The sequence below is a fragment of the Saccharomonospora glauca K62 genome, assembly GCF_000243395.2.
GTDB lineage: Bacteria > Actinomycetota > Actinomycetes > Mycobacteriales > Pseudonocardiaceae > Saccharomonospora > Saccharomonospora glauca.
The window spans coordinates 3,772,518-3,791,756 of sequence record NZ_CM001484.1; the positions used below are offsets into that span (position 1 = coordinate 3,772,518).

General features: G+C 69.8%; 14 protein-coding genes and 1 tRNA gene. 7 read left to right on the top strand and 8 right to left on the bottom strand.

Going from position 1 to position 19,239, the window contains the following annotated elements; all coding sequences use genetic code 11:
• Window positions 1-22: 22 nt before the first annotated feature.
• Window positions 23-427: an SdpI family protein gene (locus tag SACGLDRAFT_RS17575; RefSeq protein ID WP_005466265.1), complete on the bottom strand. Its 405-nt coding sequence runs from the start codon at window positions 425-427 to the stop codon at window positions 23-25.
• Window positions 428-649: 222 nt separating this feature from the next.
• Between SACGLDRAFT_RS17575 and SACGLDRAFT_RS17580 the strand changes: the two genes are divergently transcribed.
• Window positions 650-1,240 carry a glycoside hydrolase family 25 domain-containing protein gene (locus SACGLDRAFT_RS17580; protein ID WP_005466266.1) on the top strand — a complete coding sequence of 197 codons (591 nt, stop codon included), beginning with the start codon at window positions 650-652 and terminating at the stop codon, window positions 1,238-1,240.
• A gap of 9 nt (window positions 1,241-1,249) precedes the next feature.
• Here the strand turns inward: SACGLDRAFT_RS17580 and SACGLDRAFT_RS17585 are convergent, their stop codons facing one another.
• From SACGLDRAFT_RS17585 to rsmI, 3 genes are all read right to left on the bottom strand, one after another.
• Complete coding sequence (locus SACGLDRAFT_RS17585) at window positions 1,250-2,236, bottom strand: DUF4185 domain-containing protein (RefSeq protein ID WP_040919240.1); 987 nt, start codon at window positions 2,234-2,236, stop codon at window positions 1,250-1,252.
• 63 nt (window positions 2,237-2,299) lie between these two features.
• Window positions 2,300-2,614 (bottom strand): DMT family transporter, encoded by a 315-nt coding sequence (locus SACGLDRAFT_RS17590; RefSeq protein WP_005466268.1) that lies wholly within the window; start codon window positions 2,612-2,614, stop codon window positions 2,300-2,302.
• 5 nt (window positions 2,615-2,619) lie between these two features.
• Window positions 2,620-3,444, bottom strand: a complete 825-nt coding sequence (gene rsmI, locus SACGLDRAFT_RS17595; RefSeq protein ID WP_005466269.1) for a 16S rRNA (cytidine(1402)-2'-O)-methyltransferase — start codon at window positions 3,442-3,444, stop codon at window positions 2,620-2,622.
• Between the two features lie 33 nt (window positions 3,445-3,477).
• Here rsmI and SACGLDRAFT_RS17600 point away from each other — a divergent pair, with 33 nt between their 5' ends.
• Window positions 3,478-5,049, top strand: a complete 1,572-nt coding sequence (locus SACGLDRAFT_RS17600; RefSeq protein ID WP_005466270.1) for a dolichyl-phosphate-mannose--protein mannosyltransferase — start codon at window positions 3,478-3,480, stop codon at window positions 5,047-5,049.
• A 56-nt stretch (window positions 5,050-5,105) separates the two neighbouring features.
• Here SACGLDRAFT_RS17600 and SACGLDRAFT_RS17605 read toward each other — a convergent pair whose 3' ends face one another.
• Window positions 5,106-6,851 (bottom strand): serine/threonine-protein kinase, encoded by a 1,746-nt coding sequence (locus SACGLDRAFT_RS17605; RefSeq protein ID WP_005466272.1) that lies wholly within the window; start codon window positions 6,849-6,851, stop codon window positions 5,106-5,108.
• Window positions 6,852-7,101: 250 nt separating this feature from the next.
• Between SACGLDRAFT_RS17605 and SACGLDRAFT_RS17610 the strand changes: the two genes are divergently transcribed.
• Window positions 7,102-9,003, top strand: a complete 1,902-nt coding sequence (locus SACGLDRAFT_RS17610) for a propionyl-CoA synthetase (protein ID WP_005466273.1) — start codon at window positions 7,102-7,104, stop codon at window positions 9,001-9,003.
• A 118-nt stretch (window positions 9,004-9,121) separates the two neighbouring features.
• Complete coding sequence (locus tag SACGLDRAFT_RS17615) at window positions 9,122-10,744, top strand: beta-N-acetylhexosaminidase (protein ID WP_005466274.1); 1,623 nt, start codon at window positions 9,122-9,124, stop codon at window positions 10,742-10,744.
• A gap of 248 nt (window positions 10,745-10,992) precedes the next feature.
• On the opposite strand, the gene SACGLDRAFT_RS17620 is transcribed toward SACGLDRAFT_RS17615, so the two are convergent.
• Window positions 10,993-12,417 carry an aminotransferase class V-fold PLP-dependent enzyme gene (locus SACGLDRAFT_RS17620; protein WP_005466275.1) on the bottom strand — a complete coding sequence of 475 codons (1,425 nt, stop codon included), beginning with the start codon at window positions 12,415-12,417 and terminating at the stop codon, window positions 10,993-10,995.
• Window positions 12,418-12,538: 121 nt separating this feature from the next.
• On the opposite strand from SACGLDRAFT_RS17620, the gene SACGLDRAFT_RS17625 reads away from it, so the two are divergent.
• Genes SACGLDRAFT_RS17625 through SACGLDRAFT_RS17635 form a run of 3 tightly spaced genes read left to right on the top strand, consistent with a single transcriptional unit; the run spans window position 12,539 to window position 17,327 of the window.
• Window positions 12,539-13,564, top strand: coding sequence for a tryptophan--tRNA ligase (locus tag SACGLDRAFT_RS17625; protein WP_005466277.1), 1,026 nt, complete (start codon window positions 12,539-12,541; stop codon window positions 13,562-13,564).
• 14 nt (window positions 13,565-13,578) lie between these two features.
• Window positions 13,579-15,486, top strand: coding sequence for a serine/threonine-protein kinase (locus SACGLDRAFT_RS17630; protein ID WP_005466278.1), 1,908 nt, complete (start codon window positions 13,579-13,581; stop codon window positions 15,484-15,486).
• Entirely contained in the window at window positions 15,483-17,327 is a 1,845-nt protein-coding gene (locus tag SACGLDRAFT_RS17635; protein ID WP_005466279.1) for a serine/threonine-protein kinase, read from the top strand. The genes SACGLDRAFT_RS17630 and SACGLDRAFT_RS17635 overlap by 4 nt, the downstream gene beginning before the upstream one ends.
• Before the next feature lie 11 nt (window positions 17,328-17,338).
• On the opposite strand, the gene gdhA is transcribed toward SACGLDRAFT_RS17635, so the two are convergent.
• Window positions 17,339-18,682: an NADP-specific glutamate dehydrogenase gene (gdhA, locus tag SACGLDRAFT_RS17640; protein WP_005466280.1), complete on the bottom strand. Its 1,344-nt coding sequence runs from the start codon at window positions 18,680-18,682 to the stop codon at window positions 17,339-17,341.
• Between the two features lie 454 nt (window positions 18,683-19,136).
• Window positions 19,137-19,209, bottom strand: a tRNA-Ala gene (locus tag SACGLDRAFT_RS17645).
• Between the last annotated feature and the right edge of the window lie 30 nt (window positions 19,210-19,239).

The following is a 19,239-nucleotide window of genomic DNA, read 5'->3' on the forward strand; positions in this document are numbered from 1 at the left end:
GAGCGGAGAGTCTCCCGCAGGGCTACGACCCATCGTGATCAACGGCCGACCCACCACGTCGTGATGCCGAGACCGTGCCGACCACGAGCAGGGCGACCGCCAACGCCATCGTCACCGGGAGAACCACGACCTGCGGTGTCCCTCGGGGCACGAGAAACACGGCGACGATGCCCCCGATCGAGACCACGACACCGCCGAGCGCCCAGGGCGCCGCCTCACGGTGAATCCGGTACCACTCGGAAGGGTTCTCCTTCGCTCGCTTGGTGCGGATGCCGAACACCTCGTTGGGTTCGATCCTCCCGGCTCGACCCAGAACTCCCAGCAGCCCCATGACGATCGCCGTCACCACGAGGGGGAAGACGAGCACCCACGTCGGCCCGACGCCCACCCCCACCAGGCGTTGCCCCAACTGAGCCGTCAGTTCCATGAACGATCCCCTCCCGTCCTCGGCTCCCCACTCGCCCCCGGTCGGACGGTTCGCGCCCGACTTCCCTCGACTTTCACCGAATGCGGTGTCGGTGACACCGAAAGTACCCGTCCCACGGTGGTCGCGAGCGCCTTCGCAGGAGAACGCGTGAGCCGTCGTCCGGCGTGGTGAACAGCCGATTCGCCCCGCCGGAGCTAGCCTGCCGCCGTGATCGGACGCGGCATGCGGGGCGAGGCGAGCGGAATCAGCCTTGCCTCGCACACCGCGCACCCCGACTGGCGGGAGTTGGGGGAGAACCGCAAGGTGAGGTTCGCGTCGGTCACCGTCACCGACAACTCCAACTGGGTGGATCGGGACGCGGTCGCGCAGTTGACCGAAGCCTTGGACGCCGGCGTCCGCGCGGGAATCCGGCATCTCGGCCGCCCCGGCTCCCCGCAGGACCAGGCCCGACACGTGGCGCGCGTCGGCAAACCCCTCGGCGCGTTCGCCCCCGGCATGCTCGCGCCGACCCTGGACGCCCGCGCCGAGGGAGTCGACGACCGGTTCGTCCGCGCCTGGATCAAGACGCTGCGGCAGGAGGCCGCGATCCTGCGCGTGCTGGTGTACGCCGAGGCGGAGCACTGGCTGCACCGCTTCCATCCCGACAAGTGGGCCGACGATGACGTCGTGCTGTGGTCGGCGTGGCACAACGGCGTACCCCGCCGCGCCGGGTGGTTCCACCCCCGGCTCGGGTTGCACGAACACACCGGGGACGGCCGCGTCGGCCACCACAGGCTGGTCTACCCGTTCACCCTCGCCGACGTGCTCCTGTAGCCGGACCGGTCAGTCGAGCAGCAGTCGGGTGCGGGTGAGATAGACGTTGTACGGCCCCCACTGGGACACCAGGTAGTACAGGTCCGGACCGGTGAGCGACCACGGGTGCAGATAGCCGCCGTAGACGGCCGGGTACTCGTCGCCGGAGACCACCACCTCGCCCACCGTCCACGGCCCGATCAGCCGCGGCGCCGAACGCAGCACGATGCCGCGACGGGTCTCGTCGAGGTGCATGAGCAACCACCGACCGAGGTCCCGGTGGAAACCGAGCGACATCTCCCCCAGCGGACCGTCGACCACCACCGCGGCCGCCCGCGCGCGACGGCTCCACCCCGAACCGGTCCAGTACTCGAATGCCCGCGTGGCGGGCAACGCGGCCGGGGCCGCCCTGGCCAGATAGGCGTCGCCGTAGCGGCCGTTGGTGGTGCCCAGCAGGTACACGTGGCCGTCCGCCGGGGCGAACGCGCCGAGCTGGAACCGGCTGTCGCCCCACCGGTTCGACCAGCGCGCGTCCCGCGGCTTGTCCCACGTCCACCCGCCGTCACGGGAGACGGCGATGCCCGCGTGGTTGGTTCGCCACCTGCCCGGCCGGAGCCACGCCCGTACCGACATGTAGTGCAGGTAGTGCATCCCGGCCACGGCGATACCGCTGTTGGGGATCACCGTGATCTCGCGCCCGGAGCCCGAGGGCAGCACCTGGGCAGCGGTGCCGTCCTCACGCGCCACCACACCGTCGAGTCGCAGTCCCGTGGCGAGGTCCCGGTCGGTGGAGTACGCCAGCACGTTGCGACGCCAGTCGGCGTGTCCCGGTCCGGGCCCGCTGCCGCCCCAACCGCGGCCGTAGGTGTCGCCGAACGCCAACCACACCCGGCCGTCCCCGCCGTCCCAGGGAATGCCGAGGTCGGTGGCGTGAATGCCGAATCGCTCGGCGGTGCGTCCCGGCGAGCCCTCCCCGGTCACGGGCCCGATCCGCGTCGTCTCGCCCACACGCACCACGCCCTCGACGTAGCCGGGAAGGCCACCGGGGAAACACGCGGCGGGACGTTCGGGGCCGCAGCCTCAGCTCGCGAACCTGAGCCCCACGACACCACCGATGATCATTGCCAGGCACAGCAGCCGCAGCACGCTCGCGGGCTCGTGCAACACGACCATGCCGTACAGGGCGGTGCCGACCGCGCCGATACCCACCCACACCGCGTATCCCGTGCCGACCGGGATGGTGCGCAGCGCGTACGCCAACCCGGCCATGCTCGCCCCCAACGCCACCAGGAACAACAGCGACGGCCACAGCCGCGAGAACCCTCGGGACGCCTCCAACGCGGCGGCCCACACGGTCTCCAGCACACCGGACACGACGAGAACGACCCACGCCACGGCTTTCAGCTCCGGTCCCGCAACACGGCGTCGTAGAGCTCCTTCTTCGAGATCCCCGCTGCCCGCGCGACCTCGCCCGCAGCCGACTTCAGCCGCTCACCCGCCTCCACGCGGGTTCGCACCTCCGCCACCAGATCCTCAACAGCGACGGCCCGCGGCGCGGCGCCCTCCAGCACCACGGTGATCTCACCGCGTACGCCGTCGGCCGCCCACGCGGCCAGCTCCCCGAGCCCGCCGCGCCGTACCTCCTCGTACGTCTTGGTCAGCTCCCGGCACACGGCGGCCCTGCGGTCGGCGCCGAGCACGTCGGCGGCCTCGGCCAACGTCGTGGCCAACCGGTGCGGCGACTCGAAGAACACCACGGTGCGGGGCTGCTGCGCCAACTCCCGTAGCCAGCGCGCCCGCTCCCCCGGCTTGCGAGGCGCGAAGCCGTCGAAGCAGAAGCGGTCGGTCGGCAGTCCCGAGACCGCGAGTGCCGTCGTCACCGCGGAGGGGCCCGGCACGCAGGTCACCGGCACACCCTCCTCCACGCACGCGGCGACGAGCCGGTAACCGGGGTCGGAGACGCTCGGCATTCCGGCGTCGGTGACGAGAACCACGGTTCGTCCCTCCCGCAGTGCCTCCAGCAACTTCGGCAGGCGCGCGGACTCGACGTCCTCGTAGAAACTCACCACCCGGCCCCGTGGCGTCACCCCGAGAGCGGTCGCGAGCGCCCTGAAACGCCTGGTGTCCTCGGCTGCCACCACGTCCGCCTCGGCCAGGACCTCGGTCAGGCGGGGCGAGGCGTCACGGGAGTCACCGAGCGGAGTCGCGGCCAGGATGAGAGTCACATCGCCAGAGGCTAGCCCGTAGGATCGGGCCCCGTGACCGCACTCCTCACCCGTTCGTCGGCGGGCGGCGTGGGCCGGGCGCCACAGATCCTCGAGCCTCCGAGCGACCGCGAAGCCGCTCTGCTCGGCAGGCCCATGCCCGGCGACCGAATCCGCGCGCTGATCGTCACGGTCGTGCTGACCGCGATCGGCGCGTTCGTGCGGCTAGTCGATCTCGGCGCTCCCACCGACAAGGGCACGCCGGTGTTCGACGAGAAACACTACGTGCCGCAGGCGTGGCAGATGCTGCGTAACGGCGGCTACGAGGACAACTACGGCTACGAGCTGGTGGTGCACCCACCGCTGGCGAAACAACTCATCGCCATCGGCGAGTGGCTCTTCGGGTACAACGGCTGGGGCTGGCGGTTCAGCGCGGCCGTGGCCGGAGCCCTGATCGTGCTGCTCACCGTTCGGATCGCGCGCAGGCTGACCCGTTCCACGCTGCTCGGCGCGGTGGCCGGTGTCCTGGTGATCTGTGACGGCGTGCTGCATCTGCAGTCGCGGATGGGGATGCTCGACATCTTCATCGCGCTGTTCGTCCTCGCCGCGTTCGCGTGTCTGCTGTGCGACCGCGACCAAGTGCGCGAACGGTTGGCGATCGCCGTGCGCGCGGGTTGGGTCGACGCCTCGCCGTACGGGCCGAGGCTCGGTTTTCGCTGGTGGCGGTTCGGCGCGGGGGTGTTGCTCGGGCTCGCCACGGCCGTGAAGTGGTCGGGCGCCTACTGGGTGGTGGCCTTCGGTCTGCTGATCGTGGTCTTCGACGCCACCGCGCGCAAGACCGCCGGGGTGCGCAGGCCGTGGGTCGGAGCGGTCCGGCAGGACCTGCTCCCCGCCGTCTGGAACATCGGCGTGATCTCGGTGCTGGTGTACCTGGGGAGCTGGTGGGCCTGGTTCGCCAGTGAGACCGCCACCGACCGACACTACGTGGAGATCACCGACGCCGACGCGGGAGCGTTCGCGTTCGTGCCGGAAGCTCTGCGGTCGTTGTTCCTCTACACCACCAACGTCCTCGACTTCCACAGCAACCTTCTCACCCCCGAGGACGATCCCCACCCGTGGGAGTCGAAGCCGTGGACGTGGCCGATGGGGCTGCGTCCGATGCTCTACTTCTACGAGGCGGGTCCGGAGGTCACCGGCTGCGGCGAGTCGGAGTGTGTGAGCGCCACGATGCTGATCGGCACCCCCGCCATGTGGTGGCTTTCGCTTCCCGTTCTGGGCTGGGGCCTGTGGCGGGCGGTGTTCCGTTCCGACTGGCGGTACGGGGCCGTGTTGGTGGGCTACCTCGCCGGTCTGCTGCCGTGGTTTCTCAACATCGACCGGCAGATGTACTTCTTCTACGCCACCCCGCTCGCCCCGTTCCTGGCACTCGGACTGACGCTGGTGCTCGGCCAGATACTCGGCAGCGCTCGCGACGGGTACGAACGGCGGGGCACCGGCCTGCTCGTCCTGTCGCTCTACCTGGGGCTGGTGGTCGCGAACTTCGCGTGGCTGTGGCCCATCCTGGTCGGCGACCCGATCACCTACGACCGTTGGCAGGCGGAGCTGTGGTTGCCCTCGTGGCGGTGACCGGCACCGCCACGGGGCACGAGCCGACCACCGTCCGTGTCAGAGCTTTTCGAACCTCACTGCTGACGTGGCACGAGCTTCGTGACGGGACCGTCGGGCGACGTGCCCGCCCGTGACAGCCAGCCCTCCACCTCGCGATAGACGACGTTGAGAGTGGGCCGGTTGCGGGGCTGCGGGTCCAGTGACGCGGCGAGCAACCGCGCGTGGACGCTCTGCCTCGGCAGGTGGGTGGGGGCCTCGGCTCGGGCTGCCGCCATGAGTGCCGCCATCGGGGTCTCCCGAGTGCCACGCGGAGGCTGTCCCGTCAACGCGTAGCTGACGGTGGCCGCGAGCTGCCAGGCGTCCGAAGCCGGGCTCGCGGGCGCGCCCGCCGCCGTCTCGGGGGCCACGTAGTCGGGGGTGCCCACCATCATGCCGGTGGCCGTCAACTTCGAGTCGCCCCTGCTACGGGCGATGCCGAAGTCGATGAGGTGTGCCACGCCCTGCGGGTCGACGATGATGTTGGAGGGCTTGATGTCGCGGTGCAGGACGCCCTTGCTGTGTGCCGCCGACAACGCGCTGGCCACGGTCGCCCACAGCCGGCCCGCCGCCACGTCGTCCAGCGGGCCACCGTTGTCGACGATCTCGGCCAGCGGCTGTCCTTCGAGGTACTCCATCACGAGGGCGAGCCCGTCGGGCTCCTTCACGAGGTCGTAGACCCGCACGCAGTTGGGGTGGCTGAGGGCCGCCAGCGCACGGGCCTCCCGCTGCATGCGTTCCTCGGTCTCGGGGTCCGGAGCGTGGGCGATCTTGAGCGCCACCGTGCGACCGAGCTGGGTGTCCACGGCCTCCCACACGGTGCCGAACCCGCCGTGGCCCAGTCGGCGCACGCGGCGGAACCGACTGCTGCCCTGCTGCGCGCTGCCGGGCGGGGCGGGAACGGGCATCGGCCCCGGCGTCGCCGCGAGCTCCGTGGGTGGCTCCTGCGCCGGGGCCACCGACGTGGGCGCGTACTGCTTGGCGGGAGGGGGCGGCGGAGGCGGTGGCGGCGCGGCCTCCGGTTCACGCGGATGGACGTGCACCGGCTGTTGCTGCGGCTCCTCCTCCCTCGCGGGCGCCCGCTCGGGACGGCGGTCGGACCGTTCGATCGTCGACCAGCTCGGCGGCCCCACGAGGGCCACCGGGATGACGCCGAGGACGGTGGCCGGCAGGAACCCGAGCCACAAGTGCACAGCGACGTTGGCCTCCACCCCGGCGCACACGAGCAGGAAGACCACGAACGAGCCCCACAGGATCCTGCCCGGCCACTTGGGACCCCGCCGCAGCGCGAGTCGTCCCAACAGCATCACGGCCAACAGGATCAGGACGGGCAGACCGACGAGACCGACGAGGTAGAGGCCGTAGGAGAAGGCGTTGCCGGACGGGTAGAACAGCGTCTCGTAGATGTTCCGGCCTCCGCCCAGGTACTCCACCTGCGGGCCGGCACCGTAGTCCTGCTTGAGTGCGGCGACCTCCGCTCCCGACAGCCCGGCACTGTCCCCACGGAAGTTCGCACGGAACACACTGGACACGCCCGCGGCGAGAAACCACGGGATCAACAACATGCCGATGACGCCGAGCACGGCCAACGCGGCCAGGGCACCACCGTGGTAGCGGTTGCCGGTGAACTTCCGCATCAACGCGACGGCCACGGCCGTTCCCACCGGGAACAACCCGATCAGCGCACCGGCCATGCTCGTCGCCCACGCCCAGTCGCCGGGCCAGAACCCCGGTTGGAACAGCTGATAGGCGAACGAGAGCAACGCGCTCGCGATCGATTCCACCCCTCGCTCCTTCGCCGCGTCGCCCGGCATCGTTCGAAGGCACAGTATGCCTGTCTCCGGCCTTCGAGCTTACGGTGGGCGGGGTCTGGCTCCCACAGTCGACCGGCAGCGAGCGGCTCCGAACGCGACCTCATCACCCGACCGGGGTGCGAAGCCGGGCGACATTCGAGGAAGTCTCACCCTGGTGCGCCGCGATCACCCGCCCTACGGTCTTCTGCCGGGAAGGACCCTCGACGCTCAAGGAGGAGCCATGGTGGGGACGGGCGCGTACCGTGAGCAGTACCGGCGCAGTCTGGACGATCCGGAGGCGTTCTGGCTGGAGGCCGCGCGAGCCATCGAGTGGACCCGACCCCCCACCGTCGCTCTCGACAGCAGCGGAGCACCGCTGTACCGCTGGTTTCCCGACGGGGAGCTCAACACGGCCATCAACGCGCTCGACCGGCACGTCGACTCCGGCCGCGGCGAACAGAACGCCCTCCTCTGGGACTCCCCCGTCACCGGTTCGACCGCGCGCTACACCTACACGGAACTGCGCGACTCGGTGGCGACCCTGGCCGGAGCGCTTCGTTCACTCGGGGTGGGCAAGGGGGATCGCGTCGTCATCTACCTGCCGATGGTGCCCGAGGCCGTGATGGCGATGCTGGCCTGCGCCCGGCTCGGGGCCGTGCACTCCGTAGTGTTCGGCGGCTTCGCCCCCAAGGAACTGGCCGCCCGCATCTCCGACGCCGAGCCGAAGGTCGTGCTCACGGCGTCGTGCGGCGTGGAGCCCTCCCGCGTCGTGGAGTACGTCCCGATCGTGCGCGAGGCGCTGGACCTCGTCCACGACGCGGGCGCGCGGCGACCGGACCACGTCGTGGTGCTCCAACGCGACACCGCCCGCGCCGAGCTGCGAGACGGGGAACTCGACTGGAACGACCTGGTGGCGACGGCCTCCCCCGCCGACCCCGTTCCCGTGGCCGCCACCGACCCGCTCTACGTGCTGTACACCTCGGGTACGACCGGCAAACCAAAGGGCGTGGTGCGTGACAACGGCGGGCACGCGGTGGCGCTGGCCTGGTCGTTGCCGGCCGTGTACGACATCGGCCCCGGCGACGTGTGGTGGACGGCCTCCGACGTGGGCTGGGTGGTCGGCCACTCCTACATCGTGTACGCACCGCTGCTGGTGGGCGCCACCACCGTGTTGTACGAGGGCAAACCCGTCGGAACCCCGGACGCTGGCGCGTTCTGGCGCGTCGCGTCGCAGTACGGTGTGAAGGCACTGTTCACGGCACCCACCGCGCTTCGGGCCGTCAAACGGGTCGACCCGGAGGGCACCCAGATCGCCCGTTACGACCTCGGACGCCTCCGCACGCTGTTCCTCGCCGGTGAGCGACTGGACCCGCAGACGTACCACTGGGCGAGCGAACGGTTGGGGATACCGGTGATCGACCACTGGTGGCAGACCGAGACGGGCTGGCCCGTCGCGGCCAACCCCCGCGGGATTGAACCACTGCCGGTCAAACCCGGCTCGGCGACCGTGCCCATGCCGGGCTGGGACGTCCGGGTACTGGGGCAGTCGGGGCGGGAACAACCCATGGGCAAGGAAGGGGCGCTCGCCGTGAAGCTGCCGCTGCCGCCCGGTTCGCTCCCCACGTTGTGGGGTGACGACGAGCGTTTCGTCGAGTCGTACCTGTCACGGTACGAGGGCTACTACCTCACCGGCGACTCCGGTTACGTCGACGACGACGGCTACCTGTTCGTCATGGGACGCACGGACGACGTGATCAACGTGGCGGGACACCGGCTGTCGACCGGCGCGATGGAGGCCGTGCTGGCCGCGCACCCGGCCGTGGCGGAGTGCGCGGTGATCGGCGTCCACGACGCGCTCAAGGGGCAACTGCCGCGGGGGTTCGTGGTGCTCAAGGCCGGCGCCGACATCCCGGAGGACCAGCTCACCGAAGAACTCGTCGCCGCCGTGCGGGCGGAGATCGGGCCCGTGGCGGCGTTCCGGGACGTCAGCGTGGTGGACGCGCTGCCGAAGACGCGCTCGGGAAAGATCCTGCGAAGCACGATGCGCGGCATCGCCGACGGGCGTGACGTTCCGGTGCCGTCCACCATCGAGGACCCGGACGTGCTCGAACGGCTGCGGACGATCCTGCGGCCTTCTCGCTGAGACACGGGCGAACGCGGTGGCGGCCCGATCCGCCACCGTACTCACTCCAACGGTGGTTGTCTGGACCAATCAATGGTCTGAACCTGTAAAGCATCCCCACACGTATCCGGAGGTGCTCGTGCGCAGACGCAGAACGAGGGCCGTCCTCGGAGCCGCCCTGGCGTTCGCCACCGCGCTGTCGGTGTCGACGGCCACGTCGGCCGCGGCGGCCCCCACCACAGTCACCGACGTCATGGCCACATCGACGGAGTCCACGCTCACCGACCTCATCCCGGCCCCGGTACGGGTGTCGCCCGCCGACGGCGCGGACTACCGGCTCGGGCCGGGGACCCTCATCCGCACGGAACCGCACTCGGCCGAGGTGCGCGACGTCGGCAAGCTGCTCGCCGACTCGCTTCGGCCCGCCACCGGCTACGCCCTGCCGGTGGTGCCCGCGCACGGCCGGAGTGGTGGCATCACGCTGCTGCTCGACGACGTGGGCGCGGAACTCGGCGACGAAGGCTACCGGCTGGAGGTCACCAAACACGGGGTGACGATCCGCGCCAACACTCCCGCCGGCCTGTTCGCGGGCACACAGACGTTGCGGCAACTCCTGCCCGCCGAGATCGACGCGGACTCGCGACGCGACGTGGAATGGACCGTGCCCGGCGGGACGATCGTCGACTACCCACGTTTCGCGTACCGGGGCGCGATGCTGGACATCGCCCGCCACTTCCACACCCCCGACGAGATCAAGTCCTACATCGACGAACTCGCCCGCTACAAGATCAACCACCTGCATCTGCACCTCACCGACGACCAGGGCTGGCGCATCGAGATCGACAGCTGGCCGAAACTCACCACCGTGGGCGGTGGCCCCGGCACGGGTGTCGACGGTGTCGGCGGCGGATTCCTCACCAAGGAGGAGTACAGCGACCTCGTCGCCTACGCCGCGAAGCGCTACATCACCGTGGTGCCGGAGATCGACATGCCCGGCCACACCAACGCGGCGCTGTCGACGTACGCGGAACTGAACTGCGACGGCGTCGCACCTCCGCCTCGCACCGACATCGAGGTCGGGTACAGCTCGCTGTGCATCGACGCAGAACTCACCTACGAGTTCGTCGACGACGTCGTCCGGGAGCTCGCGGAGCTGACCCCCGGCCCGTACCTGCACATCGGCGGGGACGAGGCACACTCGACGCCGATCGAGGACTACCGCACGTTCATGGAGCGCGTGGTGCCGATCGTGGAGAAGTACGGCAAACGACCGTTCGGGTGGAGCGAGCTCGTGCGGGCCGACGTCTCCACCGACGCCGTCGCGCAGTACTGGCACACCGAGACCGAGGACGCCGACCTCGTCGACGCGGTGGCCAGGGGCCACAAGGTGATCATGTCGCCCGCCAACCGGGTGTACCTCGACATGAAGTACGACGAGAACACACCGATCGGCCTTTCCTGGGCCGGTTACGTCGAGGTCCGCGACTCCTACGACTGGGACCCCGGCGCTCACGTCACCGGTGTCGGCGAGGACGCCGTGCTGGGCGTCGAGGCACCGCTGTGGTCGGAGACGCTGCGCTCGCTGGACCACATCGAGTACATGGCGTTTCCGAGGCTCACCGCCGCGGCGGAGATCGCCTGGTCGCCGCAGGAGGCCCGCGACTGGACGTCCTTCAGCGAACGGGTGGCCAAGCAGGCACAGCGCTGGGAGGAACGAGGTCTGGGCTTCTACCGCTCCCCGCAAATCCCCTGGCCGAACTGACCCGGTGCGGGGTGAGGGACCCCCTCCCCCGCACCTCCCACACCTCCCGCACGCGTGTCCGCAGATCCCGCACGCGTGTCCGCAGATCCCGCACGCGTGTCCGCGACCTACGGCGCGGACACGCTCCCCGCCCCACAACTCGCGTACGAAAAGTGCAAACATCCGCACACAACCTGCGGACACAAGCACCCGAAGTGCAAACACCCGTCCCTAACCTGCGGACACGGGTGCACAACCTGCGGACACGGCTAGCGGGGGTTCGCCAGCACGGCTTCGTACTCCTTCACTATCCGGCGCCAGGCCGCCTCGACATGCTTGGCCTCGGTGGCCGGGGAACCGACCGCCAGCCGCAACACCACATGTCCCCGCACCTTGGTATGGCTCAAGAACAACTCACCCGAGTCGTTGAGGCGCTCCATGAGCTCCATCGTGGCGGCATCGGCCTCCGCCGCCGACGCGTCGGGCCACAGTGGCCGGAAACAGACGAGCCCGAACGGATGGTGCGGGTCCAACTCGAACCGGGGATCACCAGCCACCATCTCCGCGAACCCGTCGGCGAGTTCGACGCACCGACGCACGTGGGCGCGTAGTCCCTCGGCGCCGTACCACCGAATCACCGCCCACAACTTCAACGCGCGGAACCGGCGCCCCAACGGCACCTGCCAGTCCCGATAGTCGATCACCTCTCCGGAGCTGGTGGCAGCGTTGCGGAGGTACTCGGGCAGGATCGACAACGCCTCCACCATCGGCGCCCGATCCCCCAGCCACAACACGGAACAGTCGAAGTTGGTGAGCAACCACTTGTGCGGGTTGGTGACGTAGGAGTCCGCGTACTCGGCCACCCCGTCGTTGCACCACCGAAGCTCCGGGCACACGGCCGCCACTCCCGCGTACGCCGCGTCGACGTGCAGCCAGACACCGTGGTCACGACAGACCTCCCCGATCCTGCGAACCGGGTCGACCGCCGTGGTCGACGTCGTGCCGATCGTCGCGCAGACCAACGTGGGCACGCAGCCCGCCGCGCGGTCCTCCCGGATCAACCGGTCGAGGTGCTCGGGGTCCATGGCGAGGGTTTGCGGGTCCACGTCCACCACCCGCACGTTCTCCGCGCCGACGCCGGTCACCCGCGCGGCCTTCTCCAACGACGAGTGCGTCTGCGACGACACGTACATCCGGTGTCTGCCCTCGCCCGCGCGCTGCCGCGCCGCGAGCACCGCGACGACGGCGGCGCTGGACGCCGAGTCCTGGATGACCCCACCCCCGTGCGCGTCGGTGCGGAAACGCTCGGGCAGCCCGAGCAGTTCGGCCAGCCAGTCCACGACGACGGTCTCCAGCTCGGTACAGGCGGGGCTGGTGGCCCACAGCATTCCCTGCACGCCGAGTCCCGACGACAGCAGGTCACCGAGCACGGCCGGGCCGCTGGCGTTCGCCGGGAAGTAGGCGAAGAAACTCGGGTGCTGCCAGTGCGTGATCCCCGGCAGTACGACGCGGTCGAGGTCGGCGAGCACGGCCTCGAACGGCTCTCCCCGCTCGGGAGGGTGTGCGGGCAACGCGGCGCGAACCTCACCGGGCGCCACCGGCGCGCGTACCGGGTACTGCTCCACGGACTCCAGGTAGTCGGCGATCCAGTCGACGACCTGCTTGCCGTAGGTGCGGAACTCCTCGGGCGTCATGTGATCGGCCACCCCGGTGAGCGTAAGCCGCCGAAGTGATCTCGACACGGTCTCGACTCCCCGTGTCCCCGTCGACGGCGGGCTCGAACTGGGGTGGTGGGCAGCTCGCTAGGATGAGCCCATGTCAGAACCCGCAGGCAAGGTCTCCTTGACCGGCATCAAACCGTCCGGAGAAGTCCACCTGGGCAACCTCGTGGGCGCGATCCGTCCGGCGCTGCGGTTGGCCGAGCAGTACGACTCGATGTACTTCATCGCCGACTACCACGCGCTGACGAGCATTCGCGATCCCCAGCTGCTCAGGCACTACTCGCGTTCGGTGGCCGCGTCCTGGCTCGCCGCGGGACTCGACCCGAAGCGGACGACGTTCTACGTCCAGTCCGACGTTCCCGAGATCTTCGAACTGAACTGGGTGCTGTCGTGCGTCACGGGCAAGGGCCTGATGAACCGCGCCCACGCCTACAAGGCGGCCCGAGACCGCAACATCGAGGCGGGTGAGGACCCCGACGTCGGGGTCAACATGGGGCTGTACAACTACCCGATCCTCATGGCCGCCGACATCCTCATCATGGAGACCGACGTCGTGCCCGTCGGCAAGGACCAGGTGCAGCACGTCGAGTACGCGGCCGACATCGCGGGCAGCTTCAACCACCTCTACGGCGACACCTACAGCTTCAAGATCCCCCAGGCGATCATCCCGGACACCGGCGCGGGGGACGTCCTGCCGGGGCTCGACGGCCGCAAGATGAGCAAGTCGTACGACAACACGATTCCGCTCTTCCTGCCGGAGAACAAGCTCAAGAAGCTGGTGCGTCGCATCCCCACCGACAGCACGCCGGTGGAGGCTCCGAAGGACCCCGACAGCTCGGCCGTGTTCCAGATCCTGGAGCAGTTCGCCCCGGAATCGGCCGCGGACGTCGTCGCCGACACCCGCAAGCGCCTCGAAGAAGGCGGCATGGGCTGGGGCGAGCTGAAGAACGTGCTGTTCGAGGTGCTGAACGCCGAGCTCGCCCCCATGCGTGAGCGCTACAACGCCTACATGGAACCGGGCAGCGAGTTGGACGAAGTGCTCGCCCGTGGCGCCGAGCGCGCCAGGGGCCGCGCGAGCCGGGTGCTGTCGGCGGTACGCAAGGCCGTCGGAATCGCCTGACGTCATAACCGGTCGTGAAGCCTCTCGCGCCGCACGACCCCCACCAGGTCGGTCCCTACCGCATCGTCGCCTCACTCGGCGAAGGCGGAATGGGACGCGTACTGCTGGCGGCGGGTTCCGACGGCAAACCGGCCGCCGTCAAGGTCGTGCATGCCTCTCTCGCCCGTGACGCCGTGTTCCGCGAACGGTTCCGGCGGGAGGTCGAGGCGTGCCGTCTGGTGTCCGGCGCCTACACCGCCCCCGTGCTGGCCGCCGATCCCGACGCACCGACCCCGTGGCTCGCGACGCTGTACGTGCCGGGGCCGTCCCTGCGGCAGGTGGTGGCCGAGCACGGCCCGCTACCGACCCCGTCGCTGCGTCGCCTCGCCGTGGGTCTCGTCACGGCCCTGGTCGACATCCATCGGGCCGGGCTCGTGCACCGCGACCTCAAGCCGAGCAACGTGCTGCTCACCCACGACGGTCCGCGCGTCATCGACTTCGGCATCGCTCGTGCGGCGCGGGACGACGTCGAGCTGACGGGTACGGGGGCGGTGATCGGTTCGCCGGAGTTCATGTCGCCGGAGCAGGCTCACGGTCGTCCGTTGACCCCGGCCACCGATGTGTTCTCCCTCGGCTCGGTGCTCCTCTTCGCCGCCGTCGGACGCGGTCCCTTCGCGAGCACGTCGGCGGCTCAGGCGCTGTACAACGTGGTGCATTCCGAACCCGACCTCGCCGGGGTCCCGGAGCCGATGCGCGAGGTCGTCGCCGCGTGTCTGAACAAGGACCCCGAGCGACGGCCGACCCCTCACGAACTGCTCGATCGCCTCGTCGAACTCGACACCACCGCGCCGGGCACGGCCCCGTGGCCGCACTCCGTGCACGAGACGATCAGCGCGCAGGAAGCGCAAGCCACCGGGGTGCTCACCGCCCCGCCCGAGGACAGGTCCGGGCGGCGACGTCGTGTCGTGTTCGCCGGAGCGGCCGCCGGGGTGGCAGTGATGGGCCTCGTCGTCTCCCTCGCACTCGTCGGCGGCGACACCCTCACGGGACGGGCGTCCCCGGCGGGCACGGCTCCCGCGGCGCTGCCCGGCGCCGGGGTCGCCGAGCCTCCCGACCGGGAGGACTCGGACCCGTTGAGTCTCGCCCGACTCCGCACCGTCGATCCCTGTGAGGTCCTCTCGAACGAGCCCGGGCTCACCGCCCAACCGACCGTGCACATGTCGCGGTGCTCGTACGAACACGACGACGGACGCTGGATCGACCTCGTCCTCGACGACACCGTCCCCGTGGGGCCAACTCCCAGCGACGAGGTGGAGGACACCGAGGTGGGCGGGCTCGCGCTCGTGGTGGACGAGACGAGCCAAGGGTGGTGCACGGCCGTCGCCGCTCTTCCCCGACACCCGGAGTTGGGCATCGGCGTCGAGGTCGGTCCCGGTCCGGGAAACGTCGTCGCACGGCCCTGTACCACGGCTCGCGACCTCCTCGCCGCCGCGCTCGACCGAATTCGCGACGACGCCCCGGAGCGCGCTGTCGTTCCCGGCTCGTTCGCGACCGTCGATCCGTGCGAGTTGATCGAGCAGGCCGAGATCTCGGAGATGTTCTCCGTGACCCCGACGGTGGTTCCCGACGCCTTGCACGGGTGTGCATGGGAGGTGGCGGGCACGCTCGACGTCGAGTTGGCCCACGGCACCGACCCGGCGCGGCTCCCGGACGACTGGGAGCGGACGAACCTGGGCGAGCACACCGTCTACCTGCAGCGCGACCCACAGCAAGGCAGCCCGTCGTGCGCGGTCAGCTGGGCGCACCTGCCGCAGGAGGGGACGTTCACCGAAGTCGTGACCGTGCGCTACCGAGCCACCGGGACGGGGATGCCCGTCGAACAAGCCTGTACCGCCACCCGCTCCGCCGCAGAGCACGTCCTCGCGAGGTTGCCGCAACCGTGAAACCGCTCGGCCCCGACGATCCACGCAGCGTGGGGCGTTACCGAACACTGGCCGTCATCGGTGAGGGCGGCATGGGCCGTGCCCTTTTGGCCGTGGCGCCGGACGGCCGATTCGCGGCACTGAAGTTGGTGTCCTCCGCGCTGGCCCACGACCCCGTGTTCCGCGATCGGTTCCGCCGGGAGGTGGCCGCCTCGCGGTCGGTCTCCGGCGCCTACACCGCGCCCGTTCTGGACGCCGACACCGAATCCGACGTTCCCTGGCTCGCCTCCCTGTACGTGCCGGGGCCGTCGCTCGCCGACGTGATCGACGACGCCGGCCCGCTCGACGTCGCCTCCCTGCGCCACCTCACCGTCACCCTGGCGGTGGCGCTGGCGGACATCCACCGGGCGGGACTGGTGCACCGGGACCTCAAGCCCGGCAACGTGCTCCTCACCCACGACGGACCCCGAGTCATCGACTTCGGCATCGCCCGCGCCATCGACGGCTCCGACCTCACGGCCACCAACGCGCTCATCGGTTCACCGGCCTTCATGTCGCCCGAACAAGCGCTCGGCGGAGTCATCACCCCGGCCAGCGACGTGTTCTCGTTGGGCTCGCTGTTGTTCACGGCGGCCACCGGCCGACGCCCCTTCGCGAGCACCTCCACCCCGCAGACCCTGTACAACATCGCCCACACCGAACCCGACCTGAGTCCACTTCCTCCCCAGGTCCGGGAGTTCGTGGAGCCGTGTCTGGCCAAGGACCCGGCTCGCAGACCCACGCCGCAGCAGCTCGTCGACCACCTCGGCCCCGTCTCCTCCCCGACGGCCCCGTGGCCCACCGCGGTGCACGCGCTCATCGCCCGGCGGGAACACCAGCTCCGGACCGTCGCCGCGGCACCTCCGCCGCCACCTCCACCGCCCGCCGCGACGGCGCCGGAGAAGCGACGTCGTGGGCTCGTGGTTCCCCTCGCGGCGTTCGCCGCCGCGCTGGTGGCGGTGCTCGTCGTGGTCCTCGTCAACGTCACGGCCGACGACGCTCCCGCCGAGTCCCCCGAGACGGCCGCCCCGGCCCCGACGTTGAGCGTGGAGGACGCCCTCACGTCCGAACGGTTGCGCCGGGTCGATCCGTGCGCGGTGCTCGCCAAAGTCCGGGTGCCGGGAATGGGCCTGCTCGCCCCCGAGGAAGATCCGATCTATCTCGACAAGTGCCGGTACGAGGGCACCGAATCGGGCAGCGTCACGCTCGCGCTCGGGGAGCCCTTCCAGAACGGGACCACCGAACACGACGCCGAGGGCCGTCCGATCCAGCTCACCCACCTGACGGGCGGCTGCGAGGCCTCCGTGCAATTGACCGACGAACCGCGGTTCACCGTCACCGTCAGCGACTCGGCGTCGAGCTCCTGCGAAGCCCCCAAAGCAGCGCTCGACGAGGCACTGCGACGACTCCGCACGGACGACGTCCTGCTCGACCTGCCCGCACACAGCGCTCTCGGCCTCGACACCTGTCTGCTGTTGGACGACGAGACGATCCGCGACGTGCTCGGCGCCGCGAAACCGGCCGCCGACGGTCTGCACGGATGCGAGTGGGACGGCGTTCGGACCGCGCGGGTGCGCGTCCTGCCGGGAGTTCCCGACCTCCCGCCCGAGAAGGATGCCGTCGAGTTGTCGTTCGACGGCATCACCGCGTACGCGACCACCGACGCCGCGGGCTACTGCGCGATCACCTGGACACAACGCCGTGTCAGCGACAGCCTGACGGAGGAGGTCCAGGTGTTCTTCCTCCAGGACGGCGGGCAGGACCCGTGCGTCCCCGCGCAGCGGCTCGCGAGCGCGGCCGCCGCCAACCTGCCGCGCGGGTGACGCTCGGCAGCTCAGACCAGACCGAGCGCGAGCATCGCGTCCGCGACCCGCGTGTAGGCCGCGATGTTGGCGCCCGCCACGTAGTTGCCGGGCATGCCGTACTCGTCGGCGGTCTCCAGGCACCGCGTGTGGATGTCACGCATGATGTCCTCGAGCCGGTCCTCGGTGTACTCGAACGACCACGAGTCGCGTGAGGCGTTCTGCTGCATCTCCAGCGCCGAGGTGGCCACGCCACCGGCGTTCGCCGCCTTGCCCGGCCCGAACGCGACCCCTGCCTCCTGGAACAGGCGCACTCCTTCGGGCGTGGTCGGCATGTTGGCGCCCTCCGCCACGACGGTGCAGCCGTTGCGGACGAGGGTCTCGGCCTCCTTGCCGGTGATCTCGTTCTGGGTCGCGCACGGCATGGCGACGTCGCACGGCACGGACCACACCTGCTGGCCCTCGACGTAACGAGCATGCGAGACCGCGTCGGCGTACGCGGAGATCCGCTCGCGGCGAACCTCCTTGATCTCCTTGAGCACCTCCAGGTCGATGCCCTTCTCGTCCACCACGTACCCGCTCGAATCGGAGCACGCGACCACCCGCCCGCCGAGCTGGTGGACCTTCTCGATGGCGTAGATGGCGACGTTGCCGGACCCCGACACCACGACGGTCTTGCCCTCGAAGCTGTCGCCCCGCGCGGCGAGCATCTCGTTGACGAAGAACGCGGTGCCGTACCCGGTGGCCTCGGTGCGGACGCGCGCACCGCCGTAGATCAGGCCCTTGCCGGTCAACACCCCCGACTCGTAGCGGTTGGTGATGCGCTTGTACTGGCCGAACAGGTAGCCGATCTCCCGGCTCCCGACGCCGATGTCCCCGGCCGGGACGTCGGTGTACTCGCCGATGTGGCGGTGTAGTTCGGTCATGAAGCTCTGGCAGAAGCGCATGATCTCGCGGTCGGACTTGCCCTTCGGGTCGAAGTCCGAGCCACCCTTACCACCACCGATGGGCAGCCCGGTGAGGGCGTTTTTGAAGACTTGCTCGAAGCCGAGGAACTTCACGATGCCCAGGTACACCGACGGGTGGAAGCGCAGCCCGCCCTTGTAGGGACCGAGGGCACTGTTGAACTCCATCCGGAACCCACGGTTGATGTGGATCTCACCGCGGTCGTCCTCCCACGGGACGCGGAAGATGATCTGCCGTTCCGGTTCACAGATGCGCGAGACGATCTTCGCATCGGCGTACTGCGGGTGCTTGCCCACGGCCGGCCCGATGCTCTCCAGGACCTCACGCACGGCTTGGTGGAACTCCGTCTCACCGGGGTTACGCGCGAGCACTTCGGCGTAGACGCTTTCGAGCCGTTCGTGAATTGGCACACCCGCCTCCTGGGCCATAGGTTGACGACCGATTCGTTAACCACCACGAAACATCTCGACGGTCTCGGGGGCAAGACGGCAAACGTCACCATGGGGGCGGATTCGTCGTGATATCCACCACCCGGTCGGGGGAGAGTGCGAGGGAGACCACAACTGGACGCTTCGAGTGAGTTATCGGTCACACTCGGAGAGTCGCTTCGCTTCACCCGAACCGGGCGCGGCCGGGATCACTTCGAGTCGCCCCGCGGACGAACCCGGAGCTCGTCCGGACCGGAGCGGAACAGGTGGAGACCACCCGCCGCCGGAACCACTGTTTCGACCGAATCGGGAAGGGGCAGGTGACAAAGGACTGTCGTTCGGGAATGACGGGGAATCCGACCGAGCCACGGAAGAACTTTTCGAAAACACCGAGAGGGTCCACCGGGGATTCCGGCGGACCCTCTCGGGATTGTTGTGGAGCTGAGGGGAATCGAACCCCTGACCTTCTCGATGCGAACGAGACGCGCTACCAACTGCGCTACAGCCCCGTGTTTTGTTTGCTCGGTGAGCATAGCAGT

Excerpts from the sequence above, each read along its gene's own strand:
- SACGLDRAFT_RS17625 (WP_005466277.1), top strand. The coding sequence starts at position 12,539 with ATGTCAGAACCCGCAGGCAAGGTCTCCTTGACCGGCATCAAACCGTCC.
- SACGLDRAFT_RS17580 (WP_005466266.1), top strand. The coding sequence starts at position 650 with ATGCGGGGCGAGGCGAGCGGAATCAGCCTTGCCTCGCACACCGCGCAC.
- SACGLDRAFT_RS17575 (WP_005466265.1), bottom strand. The coding sequence starts at position 427 with ATGGAACTGACGGCTCAGTTGGGGCAACGCCTGGTGGGGGTGGGCGTC.
- SACGLDRAFT_RS17620 (WP_005466275.1), bottom strand. The coding sequence starts at position 12,417 with ATGACGCCCGAGGAGTTCCGCACCTACGGCAAGCAGGTCGTCGACTGG.
- SACGLDRAFT_RS17610 (WP_005466273.1), top strand. The coding sequence starts at position 7,102 with ATGGTGGGGACGGGCGCGTACCGTGAGCAGTACCGGCGCAGTCTGGAC.